The following is a 16,776-nucleotide window of genomic DNA, read 5'->3' on the forward strand; positions in this document are numbered from 1 at the left end:
GGCGAGGCAGGGGTCGTTGCTAACCGGCGACGTGCGCGCTCGTGCCATCCTCCGACGCCGACATCCGGCTGAAGTACGAGATCTTGTCGTCGAGGACATCGATCGCCCGCGCGAGAAGGTCGGCGCGCGCAGCGAGCGCGGCCCGCCGACCCCGGAGGAAGGTGACGGGGTCCTCCGACGTGTCGCCGCCGCGCAGCAGTGCGGCGAACACCCGCAGCTCGGAGATCCCCAGACCAGCCTCCCTCATGCACGTCACGACACCGATCCACGCGATGTCGCTCTCGCTGAACCTCCGACGGTTCGAGGCGTCCCGGCCGAGCGGCCCGATGATCCCCTCCTCCTCGTAGTAGCGGAGCGCGTCCGGTGAGACTCCACTCGACGCGCTCGCCTCGCCGATCGTGAGTGTCGCGCTCACCGGCCCGCCGCCTCGTCGAGGAGGGTGCGCGCGTCGGCATCCAGGTGGAGGTCGCGCGCGTCCATCGTCTCGTCGAGCTGGCTGATGCCGGACACGCCCACGATGGGGGTGATCCGTGGGGTGGACCCCAGAAGCCACGCCAGCACGACCTGGTTCCTCGTGGCGCCGAGCTGTTCGGCGACGCGATCCAGCGCCTCCAGCCGACGCCGCGTGTCCAGGTGGCGGTACGGCTCCTGCAGGCGTTCCTCCCGCGTGTACGCGCCGGTGAGCAGGGTGCTGTAGGCCCACACGGCCAGTCCCTCCGACTCCGCGTAGTCCAGCGCTTCGGGGGTCGCCACAACGTGCCCCTGGTCGGGAAGCGGAGCGAAGGGGATCGGCTGGAGGTACGTGTGCCGCAGCTGCACGGCGGTGAAGGGCTCCACTCCGCGCTGCCGGGCGAGGCTGCGGGCGCGCTCGACCCGCCAGGTCGCGTGATTGGATGCTCCGATCCGGCGCGCCCGGCCGTCTGCGATCACCGAGCCGAAGGCCTCCACCTGGGCGTCGAGGTCGACCGAGCGGTCTTCCACATGCGCCCAGTACAGGTCGACGTGATCGGTGCCCAGCCGGGCGAGGGAGCGGTCGAGGGCGTCATGGATCGTCTGCGGCCGCAGCCCCTCCATCGACTCGGGCCAAGCTCCTGCCACGGTCGGATCCGCGCCGACCTTGGTCGAGAGGAGAACCTCGTCGCGCGCTCCCGGGTTCGCCTGCAGCCACGCTCCGATCACGGTCTCGCTGGCGCCGCCCAGGCCGGACTCGTCCACCCAGAACGCATAGTTGTCGGCGGTGTCCAGCCAGCGTCCGCCCCGTTCCACGAAACGATCGAGGATCGCGAAGGACGCGGCCCGATCCAGCCGCGTTCCGAAATACATCGTGCCCAAGGCGATGCCGGCGGTGTCTGTCGTCATGGGGGCATGAAACCACCTGGAGCGCACACCATGTCAAGACGCGGTCCGACGCTTCGAGCGGCGCAAGGACCGGCCGGCCTCTCGATGGAGGAGAGGCCGGCCGGCGCGGATGAGGGGTCAGTCGGCGGCGTCGGCGCGGGCGAAGCGGTCGCCGTGGTCGGCCATGTCGATGTGCGCGGGGGCGGCGTCCGCCGTGCCGTTGTACACGTCGCGGTCGATCTCATCCGTCGACTGCGCCACGAGCATCGCGACCATCGTGTCGCCGTTGACGTTGAGGAACGTGCGGAAGATGCCGGTGAACCAGTCGACGGCGATGAGGAGTCCGACCGCCTCGATGGGCAAGCCGATGGAGGTCGCCAGGAACATCGCGACGACGGGGAAGCCGCCCGGGACGGTGATCGTGCCCATGTTGAGCAGGATCGCCAGCGCCATGCCCAGCACGACCTGGCCGGCCGTCAACTCCACGCGTCCCGCCTGGGCGAGGAACATCACCACGATCATGTAGTTCAGGACTGCGCCGTACGAGCCCATCGTGAGTCCGACCGAGAGCGTGAAGTTCGCCACCCGCTGGCTGATGCCGACCTTTTCGACCGCGTTGCGCAGGACGGTGGGGAAGGTCACCGCCGAGCTCGTCGTGGTGATGGCCACCACCGTCTGCTCGGCGAGCTTGGCCGGCAGGCGCCACGGGCTGAGGCGCGTGCGGACGGTGACGACCACGACGAACAGCACCGTGATGATGACGACACCGAGGAGCGTCGTGCCGAGATACGCCACGGCCGAGGTGATGACGGCGAAACCCACGTCGCCCGCCAGCGCCGCGAGCAGGCAGAAGACGCCGATCGGGGCGATGTACATCACGAAGCGGATCATCGTCAGGACGATCTGCTGCACCTGATCGAGGAAATCCAGGACGAGGCGGCTGCCGGTCTTGGCGATGTAGCTGTTCAGGGCGAGACCGAACAGCAGCGAGAACAGGATGATCGGCACCATCGTGGCCGTCGACATCGCCGAGAAGATGTTCGTCGAGACGAATCCGAGGATCGTCTCCTGCCACCCCGTCGCCTGCGAGGCCGACTCCTGCAGGGCGGGATCCAGCTCGCCGTCGAAGACCATCCCGGCGCCCGGCCGGATGAGGGTGCTGAGTCCCCATGCCACGAGGGCGGCGACGGCGGAGAACCCGATCATCCACGAGAACGTGCGGCCGGCCAGCTTTCCCATTCCGGTGCCCGTGAGCGAGCCGGTCGCGACGATGACGGAGGCCATCACCAGCGGCACGATCGACATCTGGATGAGGCGGATGAACAGGTCGCCGATGAATCTGAGGTTGGCCGCCCAGTCGCCCACCAGCAGTCCGAAGGCGATCCCTGCGATCGCGGCGATGCCGATGAGGGCGGCCGGGTGGCGGAGCGCCCGCCCGTAGCGTCGGCTCCGGCTCGGGGCCGGGGGTTCGCTGATGAGGGCCGGGGGAACGGTCGTCGCCATGGGGTCCGTCGCTTTCTGTCGAGGACCCCAGTGTTGCGAGGGCGGATTTCGGCGCCGGTTCCTCCGCGTTACCGTGCTGTTTCCACGGGGAACGGGCCCCGCGGACCCCGACGGACAGCCGCCGTCAGGCCCCCGATGTCAGCGCGAGCAGACGATCGCGCACCTGACGGCGCTGCACCTTCCCGATGAGCGAGCGCGGCAGCTCATCGACGACGAAGATGCGCCGCGGCACCTTGTAGGGGGTGAGGATGCTGCGCGCGAACGCGCGGATCGCCTCCACGTCGACGTCGTCGTCGGTGTCGTCCAAGACGACAGCGGCTACGACCTCTTCGCCCGAGCGGTCGCTGGGAAGACCCACGACGGCGACATCGGCGACGTGCGGATGCTGGCGGATGACGTTCTCCACCTCGGTGGGGGCGACGTTGAAGCCGCCGGTGATGATGAGCTCCTTGATGCGGTCGACGATGCGCACGAAGCCGGCCTCGTCGATCGTGACGATGTCGCCGGTGCGGAACCAGCCGTCCACGAAGGCGGCTTCGGTGTCTTCCGGCTTGCCGTAGTAGCCGCCGAAGACCTGCGGTCCGCGCACGACGAGCTCACCGCGTTCGCCCGCGGGCACGTCCGTGCGGGGATCGTCGGGATCCACGACGCGGCACTCGGTGCCCGGCAGCGGCAGGCCGACGGTACCGGGTACGCGGTTGTCGGCGACGGGGTTGGCCATCAGCACGGGGGCGCATTCGCTGAGCCCGTAGCCCTCGACGAGATACCCGCCGGTGGCCTCCTCGAAGGGCACCACGAGGTCGTGCGGCAGGGCCATCGCGCCCGAGATCGCGATTCCCGTGCCGGCCAGGGAGATGCCCTTCTCCCGCGACGCCGTCAGCAGCCGCTCCGCGATCGGCGGCACGAGCGGCAGGAACGTCGCCGGCCGCTTCTTGGTCACGGCGAGGACCAGGTCGGGGTCGAACTTGGGGAAGAGCACCAGCCGGGCGCCCATCGACATCGCGAAGGTGAGGCACAGAGTGAGGCCGTACGCGTGGAACATCGGCAGCACCGCGTACACGACGCATCCGTCGCCGCGGTGGATGGAGGGCACCCACGCGCGCGCCTGTGCGGCGTTGGCCAGCAGGTTCCGGTGCGTGAGCGCGGCCCCCTTGGGGGTCCCGGTGGTGCCGGAGGTGTACTGGATGATCGCGAGGTCGTCGGTGGCCGGCCGGGGGTAGGTGGCGGGGAGCGGCTCGGCGCGCAGCAGCTCTTCCCACGTCACCGTTCCGGAGACCTTCTCATGCAGGGCGGCCCGGGATTCCCGCGCCCGTGCGATGGGGAGCCGCAGCGCGGTGCGCGTGGCCAGCGGCATCGCACGGGTGAGGTCGACCGACACGAGCGTGTCGACGCGGAGGTCGTCGGGGAAGGCCTGCACCGCGCCGACGACCTTGCTCCACACGATCGCGTGCGCGGCGCCGTGGTCCTCGAACTGCTTGCGCAGTTCGCGAGGCGTGTACAGCGGATTGTGCTCGACCACCACGGCGCCCAGGCGAAGCACCGCGTAGAACGCCACGATGTGCTGCGGGCAGTTCGGCAGGACGATGGCGACGGGGTCTCCCGCCCGCACGCCCCGGGCCCGCAGCCCTTCGGCTGCCCGGGAGATCTGCTGCTCGAGCTCGCGGTACGACGTCGTGCGACCGAAGAACTCCAGGGCCGGAGCATCCGGATAATCGCGCGCCGATGCCGCGACGATGTCGACGAGCGACCCGCTCACGGGATCGAGGTCGGCGGGCACGCCGTCGGCGTAGCTGTTCACCCAGGGCCGCGGCGGGTCGTACGTGGTCATCCCGCCACCCTATTTCGTCCGTCACGACCCCTCCCGCCTCCGCGCCGGGTGCATCGGAGGGTCGTGCGGCAGAACCTAGACTGAAGGGGTGTCTGAAATCACCCCCGATCTCGTGCGCCATCTCGGTGTGCTCGCCCGGATCCAGCTCAGCGACGAGGAGGTCGAGCGCCTCACCGGCCAGCTCGACGTGATCGTCGACAACATCGCGAAGGTCTCGGAGGTCGCCACGCCCGAGGTCGTCGCGACGAGTCATCCGATCCCGCTGCAGAACGTGTTCCGCACCGACGTGCCCAGCGACGTGCTGAGCCTGGAGCAGGTGCTGCAGAACGCCCCGGATGCGGCGGACAACCGCTTCCGCGTGACCGCGATCCTGGGGGAGGAGCAGTGACCGACGACCTCACGCGCCTGAGCGCGTCCGATCTCGCCGCGCGCCTGTCCGCCGGTGAGGTGTCCAGCGTGGAGGCCACGCAGGCCCACCTCGACCGGATCGCCGCCGTCGACGGCGACCTGCACGCCTTCCTGCACGTCAACGCCCATGCCCTCGACGTCGCCGCCGACATCGACCGCCGTCGCGCGGCCGGCGAGGAGCTCGGCCCGATCGCGGGCGTGCCGCTGGCGATCAAGGACGTGCTCGTCACGACCGACATGCCCTCCACGAGCGGCTCGAAGATCCTCGAGGGCTACCTGTCGCCGTACGACGCGACGGTCGTCGCACGCTCCCGCGCGGCCGGTCTCGTGCCGCTGGGCAAGACCAACATGGACGAGTTCGCCATGGGGTCCTCCACCGAGCACTCCGCGTACGGCCCGACGCGCAACCCGTGGGACCGTGAGCGGATCCCCGGCGGCTCGGGCGGCGGATCGGCGGCGGCGGTGGCCGCCTTCGAGGCGCCGCTGGCCCTGGGCTCGGACACCGGCGGCTCCATCCGCCAGCCGGCGCACGTCACCGGCACGGTCGGGATGAAGCCCACCTACGGCGGCGTCAGCCGCTACGGCGCGATCGCGCTGGCTTCGAGCCTGGACCAGGTCGGGCCGGTCACGCGCACGGTGCTGGACGCCGGGCTCCTGCACGACGTCATCGCCGGACACGATCCGCACGATGCGACTTCGCTCACCGACGCGTGGCCGTCCTTCGCCGATGCCGCCCGCGAGGGCGCGACCGGACAGGTCCTGAAGGCACTGAAGGTCGGTGTCATCCGCGAGCTCGCCGACAGCGGCTTCCAGGCCGGGGTGGCGTCGTCGTTCCGCGACGCCCTCTCGGCGATGGCGGCGCAGGGCGCCGAGATCGTCGAGGTCAGCGCGCCGCACTTCGAGTACGGCGTGGCCGCGTACTACCTGATCCTCCCGGCGGAGGCCTCCAGCAACCTTGCGAAGTTCGACTCGGTGCGGTTCGGGATGCGGGTCACCCCGCACGCCGCGGCCACCGTGGAGGAGGTCATGGCCGCCACCCGCGACGCCGGTTTCGGCGACGAGGTCAAGCGCCGCATCATCCTGGGCACCTACGCGCTGTCGGCGGGGTACTACGACGCGTACTACGGCAGCGCCCAGAAGGTGCGGACGCTCATCCAGGGCGACTTCGACGCCGCCTTCGCGCAGGTCGACGTCATCGCGACGCCCTCGGCTCCCACGACGGCCTTCCGCTTCGGCGAGAAGATCGACGACCCGCTGCAGATGTACCTCAACGACGTCACGACCATCCCGGCGAACCTCGCCGGCGTGCCGGGGATCTCCATCCCCTCCGGTCTCGCCGCCGAGGACGGGCTGCCCGTGGGCATCCAGTTCCTCGCGCCCGCGCGGGAGGATGCCCGCCTGTACCGCGTGGGCGCCGCCGTGGAGGCACTGCTGGTGGACGAGTGGGGCGGCCCGCTGCTGGACCGCGCACCCGCCCTGGACGGAGGGAGCCGCTGATGGCGAAGGACACGCTGATGGACTTCGACGAGGCCCTCGAACGTTTCGAGCCGGTCCTCGGATTCGAGGTGCACGTCGAACTGAACACGCGCACGAAGATGTTCTCCGGAGCGCCCAACCCCGCCCACTCCGACAACCACGGCGCCGCGCCGAACACGCTCGTGGCGCCCGTGGACATGGGGCTCCCGGGAGCCCTGCCGGTCGTCAACGAGCAGGCCGTGCGGTTCTCCATCTCGCTCGGGCTCGCCCTCGGCTGCTCGATCGCGCCCTCGAGCCGGTTCGCACGGAAGAACTACTTCTACCCCGACCTGGGCAAGAACTACCAGATCTCCCAATACGACGAGCCCATCGCCTTCGAAGGCTCGGTCGAGGTGGAACTGCCCGACGGCACGGTCGTGACCGTGCCGATCGAGCGGGCGCACATGGAGGAGGACGCCGGCAAGCTGACCCACGTGGGCGGTTCGACCGGCCGCATCCAGGGGGCGGAATACTCCCTGGTCGACTACAACCGCGCCGGCGTGCCGCTCGTGGAGATCGTCACCAAGCCGATCTTCGGAGCGGAACGGTCCGCTCCCGAGCTCGCGAAGGCGTACGTCCAGACGATCCGCGACATCGTGCTGTCCCTCGGCATCTCGGAGGCGCGTCTGGAGCGGGGCAACCTGCGCTGCGACGCCAACGTCTCCCTGCGCCCGCGGGGGCAGGAGAAGCTCGGCACGCGCACCGAGACGAAGAACGTCAACTCGATGCGCTCGGTGGAGCGTGCCGTGCGCTACGAGATCCAGCGCCAGGCCGCGATCCTCGCCGCCGGCGGCACGATCATCCAGGAGACCCGGCACTGGCACGAGGACACCGGCACCACCTCGCCCGGCCGCCCGAAGTCGGACGCCGACGACTACCGCTACTTCCCCGAGCCCGACCTGCTCCCCGTCGCTCCCTCCGAGGAGCTCATCGAGGAGCTGCGGGCAGCTCTGCCCGAGCCGCCGGCCGCGCGCCGGCGCCGGCTGCAGGGCGAGTGGGGCTTCGCCGACATCGACTTCCAGGGCGTCGTCAACGCCGGCCTGCTGGCCGAGGTCGAGGCGACGGTCGCCGCCGGTGCCTCGCCCGCCGCGGCCCGCAAGTGGTGGATGAGCGAGATCAGCCGCATCGCGAACGCGCAGAACCGTGAGGCTCCCGACCTCGTGTCGCCGGAGAACGTCGCCGCGCTGCAGCGCCTCATCGACGCCGGCACGCTCACCGACAAGCTCGCCCGCCAGGTGCTGGAGGGTGTCATCGCCGGCGAGGGCACGCCGCAGGAGGTCGTGGATGCACGCGGCCTGGCCGTGGTCTCCGACGACGGCGCGCTCCTGGCCGCGATCGACGAGGCTCTCGCCTCCCAGCCCGACGTCCTCGCGAAGATCCGCGACGGCAAGGTGCAGGCCGCCGGAGCGGTGATCGGCGCGGTCATGAAGGCCATGAAGGGCCAGGCCGACGCCGCGCGCGTGCGCGAGCTCGTGCTGGAGCGCGCCGCGCAGTAGCCCACATCAGGAGAGTCGCCCGAATCAGGAGCATCCGGAGCAATCCGGTCCTGACTCGGGCGATTCTCCTGATTCGGGGCGGTGCGGGGATGTCGGCGGCGACGGGGAGAATGGACGTATGGGACGCGGCGACGGATCGGGACGTATCGTCTCCGCCGACGGCGCCGACGACACCGGCGCGGGCATCCTGCACGTCGACATGGACGCGTTCTACGCCTCGGTGGAGGTTCTGGACGACCCGTCGCTGACGGGCAAGCCGATCATCGTCGGCTCGCCCGAAGGTCGCGGGGTCGTCTCCAGCGCCTCGTACGAGGCGCGACGGTTCGGCGTGCGCTCGGCGATGCCGGTGTGGCAGGCGCTGCGCCTGTGCCCCACGGCGGTGGTCGTGATGCCGCACTTCGACCGCTACACCGAGCTCTCCCGCCAGGTCATGGAGATCTTCCGCGACTTCACCCCGCTCGTGGAGCCGCTCTCCATCGACGAGGCGTTCCTGGATGTCCGCGGCGCCCGCCGGCTGTGGGGGAGCCCGACCGAGATCGCGCGCATGCTGCGGGCCCGGGTGCTCGAGGAGACCGGCCTCACGTGCAGTGTCGGTGCGGCGGCGACCAAGCACGTGGCGAAGATGGCCTCCACGATCAGCAAACCGGACGGCCTGCTGGTCGTGCCCGAGGCTGAGACGCTGGCGTTCCTGGCCGCCCGGCCGGTGCGGGCGCTGTGGGGCGTGGGCCCGAAGGCCGCCGAGGCGCTGGAATCCCGCGGCATCCGCACCGTCGCCGATGTGCTCGCCTCGCCGCGGCACATCCTCGATCGCGCCCTCGGGCCGGCGATGGGGGAGCGGGTGTGGCAGCTGTCCCACGGCCTGGACGCGCGCGAGGTGCAGACCGAGCACGTCGAGAAGAGCATCGGCCACGAGGAGACGTTCTCGGTCGACATCGCCGACACCCGCGTGCTGCACGTCGAGCTGCGCCGCCTCGCCGACCGGGTGGGCGTGCGCCTGCGCCGGCACGGCGTGGAGTCGGCGACCGTCGCGATCAAGGTGCGGTTCTCGGATTTCACGACGCTCAGCCGTTCGCGCACCCTCGCCGAGCCCACCGCCGTCGGGCAGCGCATCGGGGAGGCGGCGATCGAGCTGTTCGACGGCATCCCCCGGCCCCTCCCGGTGCGGCTGATCGGCGTGCGCGCGGAGAAGCTGCGGGCCGCCGCCGGGCCGCTGGGGCTGTGGGACGACGATGAGGAGTGGCGCGCCGTGGAGGATGCGCTCGACGGGGCCGCCGAGCGCTTCGGGCGGGGCGCCGTCACGCGCGCAGCCCTGCTCGGCCCGCGGCGCGACGGCGGGTCGCTGCCGTCGCATCCGCTGCCGTCCGGGGAGTGACGCTGGGAACTGTCGCTGCCGGGCGCTACGGTGGAGCCATGCCCAACATCGCACTCGAACTCGGTGAACAAGCCGCGCAGTTCGGCGTCACCGCCGCATACGGAGAGCAGCTCGACGTCGACGGCGTCCGTCTCGTGCCGGTCGCCCTCACCTGGACGGGCTTCGGCGGCGGGGCCGACGAGTCCGGCAACGGCGGCGGTGGTGGCGGCGGCTACACTGTGCCCCTCGGCGCCTACATCCGTCGTGGGGACGACCTGCGGTTCGAGCCGAACATCGTCTCGTTCCTCGCGGTGGCGATCCCGTTCGTGTGGGTGGCCGGTCGCGCCCTCAGCCGTGTCGTCCGGGCACTCAAGAAGTAGTCCCGACCCGTTCGCCCGCGCGCTGGAGTCGGCGGCGGATGCGGTCGCACATGCCGTCCGCGGGGTCGCCGCCGCCAACCCGGTCGTCCTGATCGACGGCCGGAGCGGCGCGGGGAAGACGTCGCTCGCGCGGCTTCTCGTGGCGCGCTGGCCGCAGCGCGGTCGCGTGCAGCTGGTCGCCCTGGATTCCCTCTACCCCGGCTGGGACGGCCTGACCGAGGGCGTGGAGTACGCGCGCACCGCGATCCTCGTGCCTCATGCGCGCGGCGCGGTCGGCGTCTGGCAGCGCTGGGACTGGGAGGGCGGCCGACGCGCCGAGGCGCATGCCGTGGATCCGTCGCTGCCGCTCATCGTCGAAGGCTCCGGCCTCCTGACGCCCCGCACGGCCCTGCTCGGTGACGTGCGGGTGTGGCTGGACGCTCCCGAGCCGGCCCGGCGGACGCGGGCACTGGCGCGCGACGGCGAGGGCTATCGACCGCACTGGCAGCGCTGGGCCGCGCAGGAGGACGCGCATCTCCGTTCGGACGACCCCCAGCGCCACGCCACGGCGAGCTTCACTCTGCCGTGATCAGGCGGCGTCCAAGGCGAGGTCGTGCACGGCGGAGTCCAGGGTCGCGCCGTTGAGTTCGAGGTAGAGACGGCGTTCGGTGATCGACAGGGTCATCGTGCTGCGCCGTTCGAGGCGGGATGCGGCGGCGTCGATGAATCCCGCGTCGAAGCTGTGCACCACGATCGCGTCCGCCTGGTGGATGCGCTTGCCCGCCCACGACGCGACGAGTTTCGCGGGATCGCGGTGGGTGTACACGCGGGTCCGGTCGGCGAGCCGGCTGCCGTAGTGCAGGCGCTCGGCATCCGGTGCCCCCACCTCGATCCACGCCGTGACGCGACCGGTGCGATCGCGCACGAGCACGGCCGGCTCATCCGTGGCGGAGATGCCCTCGCTGAAGGCGATCCCCTCCTCGTACTCGATGCAGTACGCGAGGACGCGCGTCATCATGAACGCGTCGGTCTCGGACGGGTGGCGCGCCACGCGCAGCGATAGTTCCTCATACACGCCGCGGTCGACATCGGCCAGATTCACGCTGAACGTGTGGACTGTTGCGCCGGCGGCCATAACTCCCGAGCCTACGCGTCACCGGCACTCTCGCCCGACAGCGGTCAGGCCGGGCCCACCGCGGCCACGAGCGCGTCCAGGCGCTGGCCCAGCCAGTCGTACAGGACGGCGCGCGGATCGTCGATCGGATCGTCGTCCTCGTCCACGATGCCCATGCGCGACGCCAGGACCAGCCGCAGCGCGGCCAGTGTGCGCAGCCATGCGGCCGACTCCTCCGCGTCGAGGGTCACCGTCAGCGGACGCATCGCGGAGTGCTCGTCCAGCTCCGAGACGGGCGGGACCGGGCCGTGCTGGGCGAGCGTGCCCAGCAGCGTGCGCGCGTCGTTCGCGCGGCGATCCAGGAGATCGCCGGAGGTGAGCCGGCGGAAATCGCCGGACGCGTCCGGATCGCCGGGGTAGGCGTCGGGCACGAGGCGCGCGACCGCTGGATCGCGCGATGAACCGGTATCGCCGACCAGTTCGAGGAACTGCTCGGTGATGGCGATCAGATGAGCCACCTCGATGGTGGTGAGCTCGAGCACCAGCAGGCGGCCGCTCATTCGGGGGCCTTCCGCACGGTGGCCCACAATCCGTAGTCGTGCATCGCCGCGGTGTGCAGTTCCATCTGCTCGCGCGGGCCTTCGGCCACGATGGCATGACCGTCGTGGTGCACGGCGAGCATGAGGCGGGTGGCTTCGGCCGGCGGGTAGCCGAAGTACGTCCGGAAGACGTGGACGACGTAGCTCATCAGATTCACCGGATCGTTCCAGACCACCGTTTGCCAGGGGCGGTCGGCGACGGCGGCGGTGTCGCGCCGGACGTCCTCTTCGGTCAGGGTGCCGGTCATGCCCACCCCAGCTCGTGCAGGCGTGTGTCGTCGATGCCGTAGAAGTGGGCGATCTCGTGGACGAGCGTGGTGTGCACCTCGTCGCGCAGTTCCTCCAGGCTCTCGCACGCGGCCAGGTGCGGCTCGCGGTACAGGATGATGCGGTCGGGCAGTTCGCCGGAGCTGCCGTACCGGTCGCGTTCGGTCAGCGACCACCCGTCGTAGAGTCCGAGGAGGTCGAGCGAGCCGTCCTCCGGGCGGTCTTCCACCACGAAGACGACGTTGTCGAGTCCATCGACCATGTCGTCGGGGAGGCGGTCCAGTTCATCGATCACGAGCTGCTCGAAGGTCGCGGCATCCATGCTGCCCAACCCCGAGGCGTCGTCGTCCAGATCGATCATGACGGCGACGGGGCTGGGCGGGGGCAGGGGGCGTGGTGTGGGGGCATGATCACGGGTCCGGCGCGGACTGTTCCAACTTAGCCGACCCGCCGGGTAGGTGCCTCCGGAAGACCACAGTGGCAGAAAGCCGGTACACCCGGCGTACACAGCGTGATCCTTGTGCAAGGAGAAGCTTGTGTATACCGTGGTCGCCATGATCACGAGTGAGTCCGACCTCGCGCTGGATGCAGCCTTCGATGCCCTGGCGGATCCGACTCGCCGGGCGATCATCCGCCGACTCACGCGGGGCGAGGCAACCGTCGGCGAACTCGCCGAACCATTCGACCTGACGCCTCAGGCCGTGTCCCGTCACGTCGGCATCCTCCGGAGCCGTGGTCTGATCCACCAGCGGGTCGATGGCCAGCGGCGCCCGTGTCGGCTGAACATCGAACGGCTGCAGGAGGTCAGCGACTGGATAGCCGATCAACGGCGAGAGTGGGAGTCCCGCCTCGACCTGCTCGAGCAGCACCTTGCGGCGGTCAAGGGGGAGTCATGAGAGCGAGAGCGACCCTGGATAGCGACGAGCTGATCGCTGTCCGGCATCTCGATGCCGATCCCGAGATGGTGTGGCGAATGTTCACGACTCCCGAGCACCTGGCGGCGTTCTGGGGCGGCGATCACGCAACGATCCGCACCGGCTCGGTGTCCGCCGACCTTCGCATCGGGGGCGCTTTCACGCTCGCCACGGTCGGGGTCGATGGTTGCAGTCATCCGCTCCGCTTCCGGTACGAGGTCATCGACCCGCCGTCGTTGCTGTCCTTCAGCTCGCCCCACTCGGGCCTGGTGACGGAGATCAGCCTGGAACCCGCCGGTGTCGGCACGATGGTCCGAATCCGCCAGCGTGCCCTGCCCGCCGATCTGCGGACGGAGCAGGCACGCACCGGACTGACCGGGGTCCTCGAGCGACTCGCGCTCGTCCTCACCGATCTGACCCGCACAGAAGGGATGAACCTATGAGCAACCGGCAGCAGACCGTGCAGCGCTACCTGGATGGTTTCCGCAGCAGCGATCATGAGGCGATCCTGGACTGCCTGACGGAGGACGTGGTCTGGAAGCTTCACGGCATGCGGACGACCCGTGGGAAGGCCGAATTCGACACCGAGATCGAGAACCCTGCTTTCGAGGGCAGTCCGTTGCTCGAGGTGGAACGCGTCCTGGAAGCCGATGATGCCGTCGTCGTCACCGGGATCGGCCGCGGGCACCACCGCGAGACCGGCAGCTTTCGGTTCGCATACAGCGACCTGTTCACGTTCCAGCGGGACTTGATCGCACAGGTCGATTCCTACATCGTCCCTCTAGGGTGACGTTGCACGCCTTCTGAGGTGCCCCGGTTCTCGCAGAGAACATTGGGGTGAGTAACGGGACTTGAACCCGCGACCCCCTGGACCACAACCAGGTGCTCTACCGACTGAGCTATACCCACCATGCGCCCCGCTCACGCGGGGCAACCCAACGATTCTCTCACATCGCGAAGGGATACGCGGACACCGTCGCCGCCGCCACGGCGCGCGCGTCGTCGCTGGAGGGCCCGGGCTCGGGAACGAAGACGGCGCCGCGGTAGTACGCCAGCTCGCGGATCGACTCGTGGATGTCGGCGAGGGCGCGGTGGCCGCCGCTCTTGGCCGGAGCATGGATGTAGGCCCGGGGATACCAACGACGCGACAGCTCCTTGATGCTGGACACGTCGACGTTGCGGTAGTGCAGCCAGCGATCCACGCGCGGCATGTACTTCGCCAGGAACATGCGGTCGGTGCCGATCGTGTTGCCGGCCAGCGGGGCCTTGCCCTCGAGCGGCACGAACCGCTGGATGTACTCCAGCGCCTGGAACTCGGCGTCCGCCAGGGAGACGCCCGCGGGGATCTCCTCCAGCAGCCCGGAGGTGCGATGCATCTCCGTGACGAATTCGCTCATGTTCGCCAGGGCCGACTCGTCTGGCTTGATGACGATCTGGAACCCCGGGTCGATCACGGTCAGTTCGAAATCGGTCACCACGACCGCGATCTCGACGAGTTCGTCGACGGTGAGGTCGAGTCCCGTCATCTCGCAGTCGATCCACACGAGGCGGTCGTTCTCGGAAGCTCCCACCATGTCCCCCATCCTAATGAGGACGAGGAACCCCCCGGTGCCGCACGTCCCCCAGACACGATTCGAACGTGTGACCGGCGGATTAGAAGGCCGCTGCTCTATCCACTGAGCTACTGGGGGTCGATCTCCCAGGGTACCGATGCGCGAGCCCGCGTGCACTGGTGCCCCTCCGTCGCGCGGCGTAGCGTCGGAGGCGCACGAGTGAAGGGACGGATCGACGATGACCGAAACCAGCACACGCCGCCTCTGGGTGGCATACGGACCGGCCGGCGTGGTGGGCACCATCCAGAAGGACGGCGAGGGCTACACGGTCCACATGGCCGGTGCGGATGCCGCTCTGGGAACGTATCCGTCGATGGACATCGCCAAGCGCGCGCTGCAGTCCCACCTCAAGCCAGGGGCCGAGCCCGCGCAGTACCGCGAGCACTGACGACGCCCACAGGCGCGCCGGGACCCTCCGGTGGGATGTCGAACAACGGCAGCGCGATGTGCACCAGCGGGCCGATGCACACCGCGAAGACCACGGTCCCGATCCCCACGGTGCCGCCGAGCCACCATCCCAGGACGAGCACCGACCCCTCCACGCCGAGGCGGCACAGCCAGATGGGCGTGCCGAAGCGCGCATTCAGGCCTGTCATGAGCCCGTCGCGGGGCCCGGGACCGAATCGCGCGCCGATGTACAGGCCCGACGCCACGGCCACCGACACGACTCCGGCCGCGAGCATGGCGATGCGGGGGAGCGGGGCCGACGGTGTGGACACGACGGCGAGCGTGGCCTGCATCGCCGTCCCCACCAGGGCGATGTTGGCCAGCGTGCCGATGCCCGGATGCTGATGCAGCGGGATCCACGCCAGCAGCACCACCGCCCCCAGCAGATTCGTCATCCATCCCACACCGATGCCGGTGCGCAACGACAGCCCCTCGGCGAGCACCGTCCAGGGGTCGACCCCCAGACCGGCCGAGATCGTCAAGGCGCAGCCGAACCCGTACAGCGCGAGACCGATGAGCAACTGAAGGATCCGGCGAGGCACGGAACCATCACATCACCGGATTGGCCCTCGACGTACGGTCCAATAGGGCTACGGTGGCATGCATGGATTCGCGGATCTCCGCCCGGGCGCTGGCCACCGGTCTCGGCGGGTGGCGCAGCAGTGAGCCGGCCTACGAGGCGCTGGCCGATGCCGTGCGCCTGCTGTGCCTGGACAACCGCCTCGCGGCGCACACGGCGCTGCCCGCCGAGCGGGAGCTCGCGTCGGCACTCGGTGTGAGCCGGACCACGGTGGCCGCCGCATACCGCAGCCTCCGTGACTCCGGCCACATCCGGAGCCTCCGCGGATCGGGGAGCGTGACCCTCCCGCTTGTCCGCACCGACCCCGGCGTCCGCCCGGGCGTGTCCGACGCGCTCGATCTGCAGCAGGCCTCGCCTTCGGCGTGGCCCGGACTCGCGGGCGTGATCGCCGAGGTCGCCACGGGGGCGACGACGCTCGTGGCGCGCTCGGGGTACGACGTCGTGGGGCACCCGGTCCTGCGGGAGCAGATCGCCCGGCGCTACCGCGACCGGGGCATTCCCACGGGGGCGGACGAGGTGCTGGTCACCTCCGGTGCGCAGAGCGCCATCCATCTCATCGCCGCCGTACTGCTCGGCCGTGCCGACCGGGTCCTCATCGAGACGCCGACCTACCCGCATGCCGCCGATGCCTTCCGACGGGCGGGGGCGCGGATGGTCGCGGTGCCGGTGACCACGGGGGAGGGATGGGATCTGGACCGCGCCGAGCAGGCCTTCGCGCGCACCCTGCCGGTGCTGGCCTACCTGATGCCCTCCTTCCAGAACCCGACGGGCCGCACGATGACGCCCGGCGAGGTCGGCTCGCTGTCTGCGGCGGCCGACAGGGTCGGGACCCTCCTCGTCGTCGACGAGACGATCGCCGACCTCGCCATCGACGACGACGGCGGACCCGAGCCGTTCGCCGGCGACACCCGCGTGGTCCGGATCGGCTCGCTCGGCAAGACGGTGTGGGGCGGTCTGCGGGTCGGGTGGGTGCGGGCATCGGCCGACATCATCCGTCGTCTCGCAGCGGCGCGGCCGGTGCACGACCTCGGCACCCCCGAGTTCGAGCAGGCCGTCGCCGCCGCGCTGCTGCCCCGAATGGCCGAGATCATCACCCAGCGCTCCGCGGGTCTGCGCGCAGGTCGTGACGCGCTGAGCGCGGCGCTGGCCGCACTGCTGCCGGAATGGGAGGTGCCGCAGGTGCGGGGCGGGGTGTCGCTGTGGGTCGAGCTGGATGCCCCGCTGAGCTCGCCCCTCGTGATCGCGGCACGGTCGCGCGGGCTGTACCTGTCCGCCGGCGCGCGGTTCGCCGTCGAGGGCGGTCACGACCGGCACCTGCGCGTTCCGTTCACCTCACCGCCGGACGAGCTCGTGCGGGCGGCCGGGATCCTCGCCGAGACGTGGCCCGGGGTGATCGCGGGTGCGCCGCTGGGCCGCGCCGAGCGCTTCGACGCCGTGGTGTGAG

21 protein-coding genes and 2 tRNA genes are annotated in these 16,776 nt (G+C 70.4%); 11 read left to right on the forward strand and 12 right to left on the reverse strand.

Translation table 11 applies throughout. The features are described from left to right. Positions 1-19: 19 nt before the first annotated feature. The 4 genes from E4V99_RS13270 to E4V99_RS13285 all read right to left on the reverse strand — a co-directional run bounded on the left by E4V99_RS13270 (position 20) and on the right by E4V99_RS13285 (position 4,669). Complete coding sequence (locus tag E4V99_RS13270; protein ID WP_135117542.1) at positions 20-415, reverse strand: MerR family transcriptional regulator; 396 nt, start codon at positions 413-415, stop codon at positions 20-22. Then, positions 412-1,359 (reverse strand): aldo/keto reductase, encoded by a 948-nt coding sequence (locus tag E4V99_RS13275; protein ID WP_135117543.1) that lies wholly within the window; start codon positions 1,357-1,359, stop codon positions 412-414. Before E4V99_RS13275 ends, E4V99_RS13270 begins: the two co-directional genes overlap by 4 nt. A 117-nt stretch (positions 1,360-1,476) precedes the next feature. Then, positions 1,477-2,841 carry a dicarboxylate/amino acid:cation symporter gene (locus tag E4V99_RS13280; protein ID WP_135117544.1) on the reverse strand — a complete coding sequence of 455 codons (1,365 nt, stop codon included), beginning with the start codon at positions 2,839-2,841 and terminating at the stop codon, positions 1,477-1,479. Positions 2,842-2,965: 124 nt separating this feature from the next. Then, on the reverse strand, positions 2,966-4,669 hold the full coding sequence (locus E4V99_RS13285; RefSeq protein WP_135067000.1) for a long-chain-fatty-acid--CoA ligase: 1,704 nt from the start codon (positions 4,667-4,669) through the stop codon (positions 2,966-2,968). Positions 4,670-4,757: 88 nt separating this feature from the next. On the opposite strand from E4V99_RS13285, the gene gatC reads away from it, so the two are divergent. The 6 genes from gatC (at position 4,758) to E4V99_RS13315 (ending at position 10,387) form a co-directional block, all read left to right on the forward strand. Then, a complete protein-coding gene (gatC, locus tag E4V99_RS13290; protein ID WP_135066997.1) occupies positions 4,758-5,057 on the forward strand; it encodes an Asp-tRNA(Asn)/Glu-tRNA(Gln) amidotransferase subunit GatC in 300 nt (99 codons plus the stop codon). Continuing rightward, positions 5,054-6,574, forward strand: a complete 1,521-nt coding sequence (gene gatA, locus E4V99_RS13295; RefSeq protein ID WP_135117545.1) for an Asp-tRNA(Asn)/Glu-tRNA(Gln) amidotransferase subunit GatA — start codon at positions 5,054-5,056, stop codon at positions 6,572-6,574. Before gatC ends, gatA begins: the two co-directional genes overlap by 4 nt. Next, a complete protein-coding gene (gene gatB / locus E4V99_RS13300; protein WP_135066992.1) occupies positions 6,574-8,088 on the forward strand; it encodes an Asp-tRNA(Asn)/Glu-tRNA(Gln) amidotransferase subunit GatB in 1,515 nt (504 codons plus the stop codon). Before gatA ends, gatB begins: the two co-directional genes overlap by 1 nt. A 118-nt stretch (positions 8,089-8,206) precedes the next feature. Further along, positions 8,207-9,460: a DNA polymerase IV gene (locus E4V99_RS13305; protein WP_135117546.1), complete on the forward strand. Its 1,254-nt coding sequence runs from the start codon at positions 8,207-8,209 to the stop codon at positions 9,458-9,460. Between the two features lie 38 nt (positions 9,461-9,498). Beyond that, positions 9,499-9,819 (forward strand): hypothetical protein, encoded by a 321-nt coding sequence (locus E4V99_RS13310; RefSeq protein WP_135066986.1) that lies wholly within the window; start codon positions 9,499-9,501, stop codon positions 9,817-9,819. Beyond that, positions 9,794-10,387, forward strand: coding sequence for a hypothetical protein (locus tag E4V99_RS13315; RefSeq protein WP_135066983.1), 594 nt, complete (start codon positions 9,794-9,796; stop codon positions 10,385-10,387). The genes E4V99_RS13310 and E4V99_RS13315 overlap by 26 nt, the downstream gene beginning before the upstream one ends. Here the strand turns inward: E4V99_RS13315 and E4V99_RS13320 are convergent, their stop codons facing one another. The 4 genes from E4V99_RS13320 to E4V99_RS13335 are packed head-to-tail and all read right to left on the reverse strand — an operon-like array spanning position 10,388 to position 12,139. Then, positions 10,388-10,933 carry a YaeQ family protein gene (locus E4V99_RS13320; RefSeq protein WP_135117547.1) on the reverse strand — a complete coding sequence of 182 codons (546 nt, stop codon included), beginning with the start codon at positions 10,931-10,933 and terminating at the stop codon, positions 10,388-10,390. A 44-nt stretch (positions 10,934-10,977) separates the two neighbouring features. Beyond that, the gene (locus tag E4V99_RS13325) at positions 10,978-11,472 is read right to left on the reverse strand and encodes a DUF2017 family protein (protein WP_245233186.1); all 495 of its coding nucleotides are present in this window, start codon (positions 11,470-11,472) and stop codon (positions 10,978-10,980) included. Then, positions 11,469-11,759: an ATP-dependent Clp protease adapter ClpS gene (clpS, locus tag E4V99_RS13330; RefSeq protein ID WP_135117549.1), complete on the reverse strand. Its 291-nt coding sequence runs from the start codon at positions 11,757-11,759 to the stop codon at positions 11,469-11,471. The genes E4V99_RS13325 and clpS overlap by 4 nt, the downstream gene beginning before the upstream one ends. Then, complete coding sequence (locus E4V99_RS13335; protein ID WP_245233187.1) at positions 11,756-12,139, reverse strand: metallopeptidase family protein; 384 nt, start codon at positions 12,137-12,139, stop codon at positions 11,756-11,758. The genes clpS and E4V99_RS13335 overlap by 4 nt, the downstream gene beginning before the upstream one ends. A gap of 193 nt (positions 12,140-12,332) precedes the next feature. On the opposite strand from E4V99_RS13335, the gene E4V99_RS13340 reads away from it, so the two are divergent. The 3 genes from E4V99_RS13340 to E4V99_RS13350 are packed head-to-tail and all read left to right on the forward strand — an operon-like array spanning position 12,333 to position 13,482. Further along, positions 12,333-12,674: a metalloregulator ArsR/SmtB family transcription factor gene (locus E4V99_RS13340; protein ID WP_135117550.1), complete on the forward strand. Its 342-nt coding sequence runs from the start codon at positions 12,333-12,335 to the stop codon at positions 12,672-12,674. Continuing rightward, positions 12,671-13,135 carry an SRPBCC domain-containing protein gene (locus E4V99_RS13345; RefSeq protein ID WP_135117551.1) on the forward strand — a complete coding sequence of 155 codons (465 nt, stop codon included), beginning with the start codon at positions 12,671-12,673 and terminating at the stop codon, positions 13,133-13,135. The genes E4V99_RS13340 and E4V99_RS13345 overlap by 4 nt, the downstream gene beginning before the upstream one ends. Further along, positions 13,132-13,482 (forward strand): nuclear transport factor 2 family protein, encoded by a 351-nt coding sequence (locus E4V99_RS13350; RefSeq protein WP_135117552.1) that lies wholly within the window; start codon positions 13,132-13,134, stop codon positions 13,480-13,482. Before E4V99_RS13345 ends, E4V99_RS13350 begins: the two co-directional genes overlap by 4 nt. Before the next feature lie 43 nt (positions 13,483-13,525). Here E4V99_RS13350 and E4V99_RS13355 read toward each other — a convergent pair. The 3 genes from E4V99_RS13355 to E4V99_RS13365 all read right to left on the reverse strand — a co-directional run bounded on the left by E4V99_RS13355 (position 13,526) and on the right by E4V99_RS13365 (position 14,383). Then, positions 13,526-13,601: transfer RNA gene (locus tag E4V99_RS13355), tRNA-His, on the reverse strand. A gap of 38 nt (positions 13,602-13,639) precedes the next feature. Continuing rightward, positions 13,640-14,266 (reverse strand): oligoribonuclease, encoded by a 627-nt coding sequence (gene orn / locus E4V99_RS13360; protein ID WP_135117553.1) that lies wholly within the window; start codon positions 14,264-14,266, stop codon positions 13,640-13,642. 44 nt (positions 14,267-14,310) lie between these two features. Continuing rightward, positions 14,311-14,383, reverse strand: a tRNA-Arg gene (locus tag E4V99_RS13365). Between the two features lie 100 nt (positions 14,384-14,483). Between E4V99_RS13365 and E4V99_RS13370 the strand changes: the two genes are divergently transcribed. Further along, the gene (locus tag E4V99_RS13370) at positions 14,484-14,693 is read left to right on the forward strand and encodes a methyltransferase (protein WP_135066968.1); all 210 of its coding nucleotides are present in this window, start codon (positions 14,484-14,486) and stop codon (positions 14,691-14,693) included. On the opposite strand, the gene E4V99_RS13375 is transcribed toward E4V99_RS13370, so the two are convergent. Next, positions 14,653-15,294: a hypothetical protein gene (locus tag E4V99_RS13375; protein WP_245233188.1), complete on the reverse strand. Its 642-nt coding sequence runs from the start codon at positions 15,292-15,294 to the stop codon at positions 14,653-14,655. The two genes, E4V99_RS13370 and E4V99_RS13375, sit on opposite strands and share 41 nt — an antisense overlap. Positions 15,295-15,356: 62 nt before the next feature. Between E4V99_RS13375 and E4V99_RS13380 the strand changes: the two genes are divergently transcribed. Then, complete coding sequence (locus tag E4V99_RS13380) at positions 15,357-16,775, forward strand: PLP-dependent aminotransferase family protein (protein ID WP_135117554.1); 1,419 nt, start codon at positions 15,357-15,359, stop codon at positions 16,773-16,775. Position 16,776: the final 1 nt, after the last annotated feature.

Origin of the sequence: Microbacterium sp. dk485, from assembly GCF_004570445.1 — a bacterium.
Taxonomy (GTDB): domain Bacteria; phylum Actinomycetota; class Actinomycetes; order Actinomycetales; family Microbacteriaceae; genus Microbacterium; species Microbacterium wangchenii.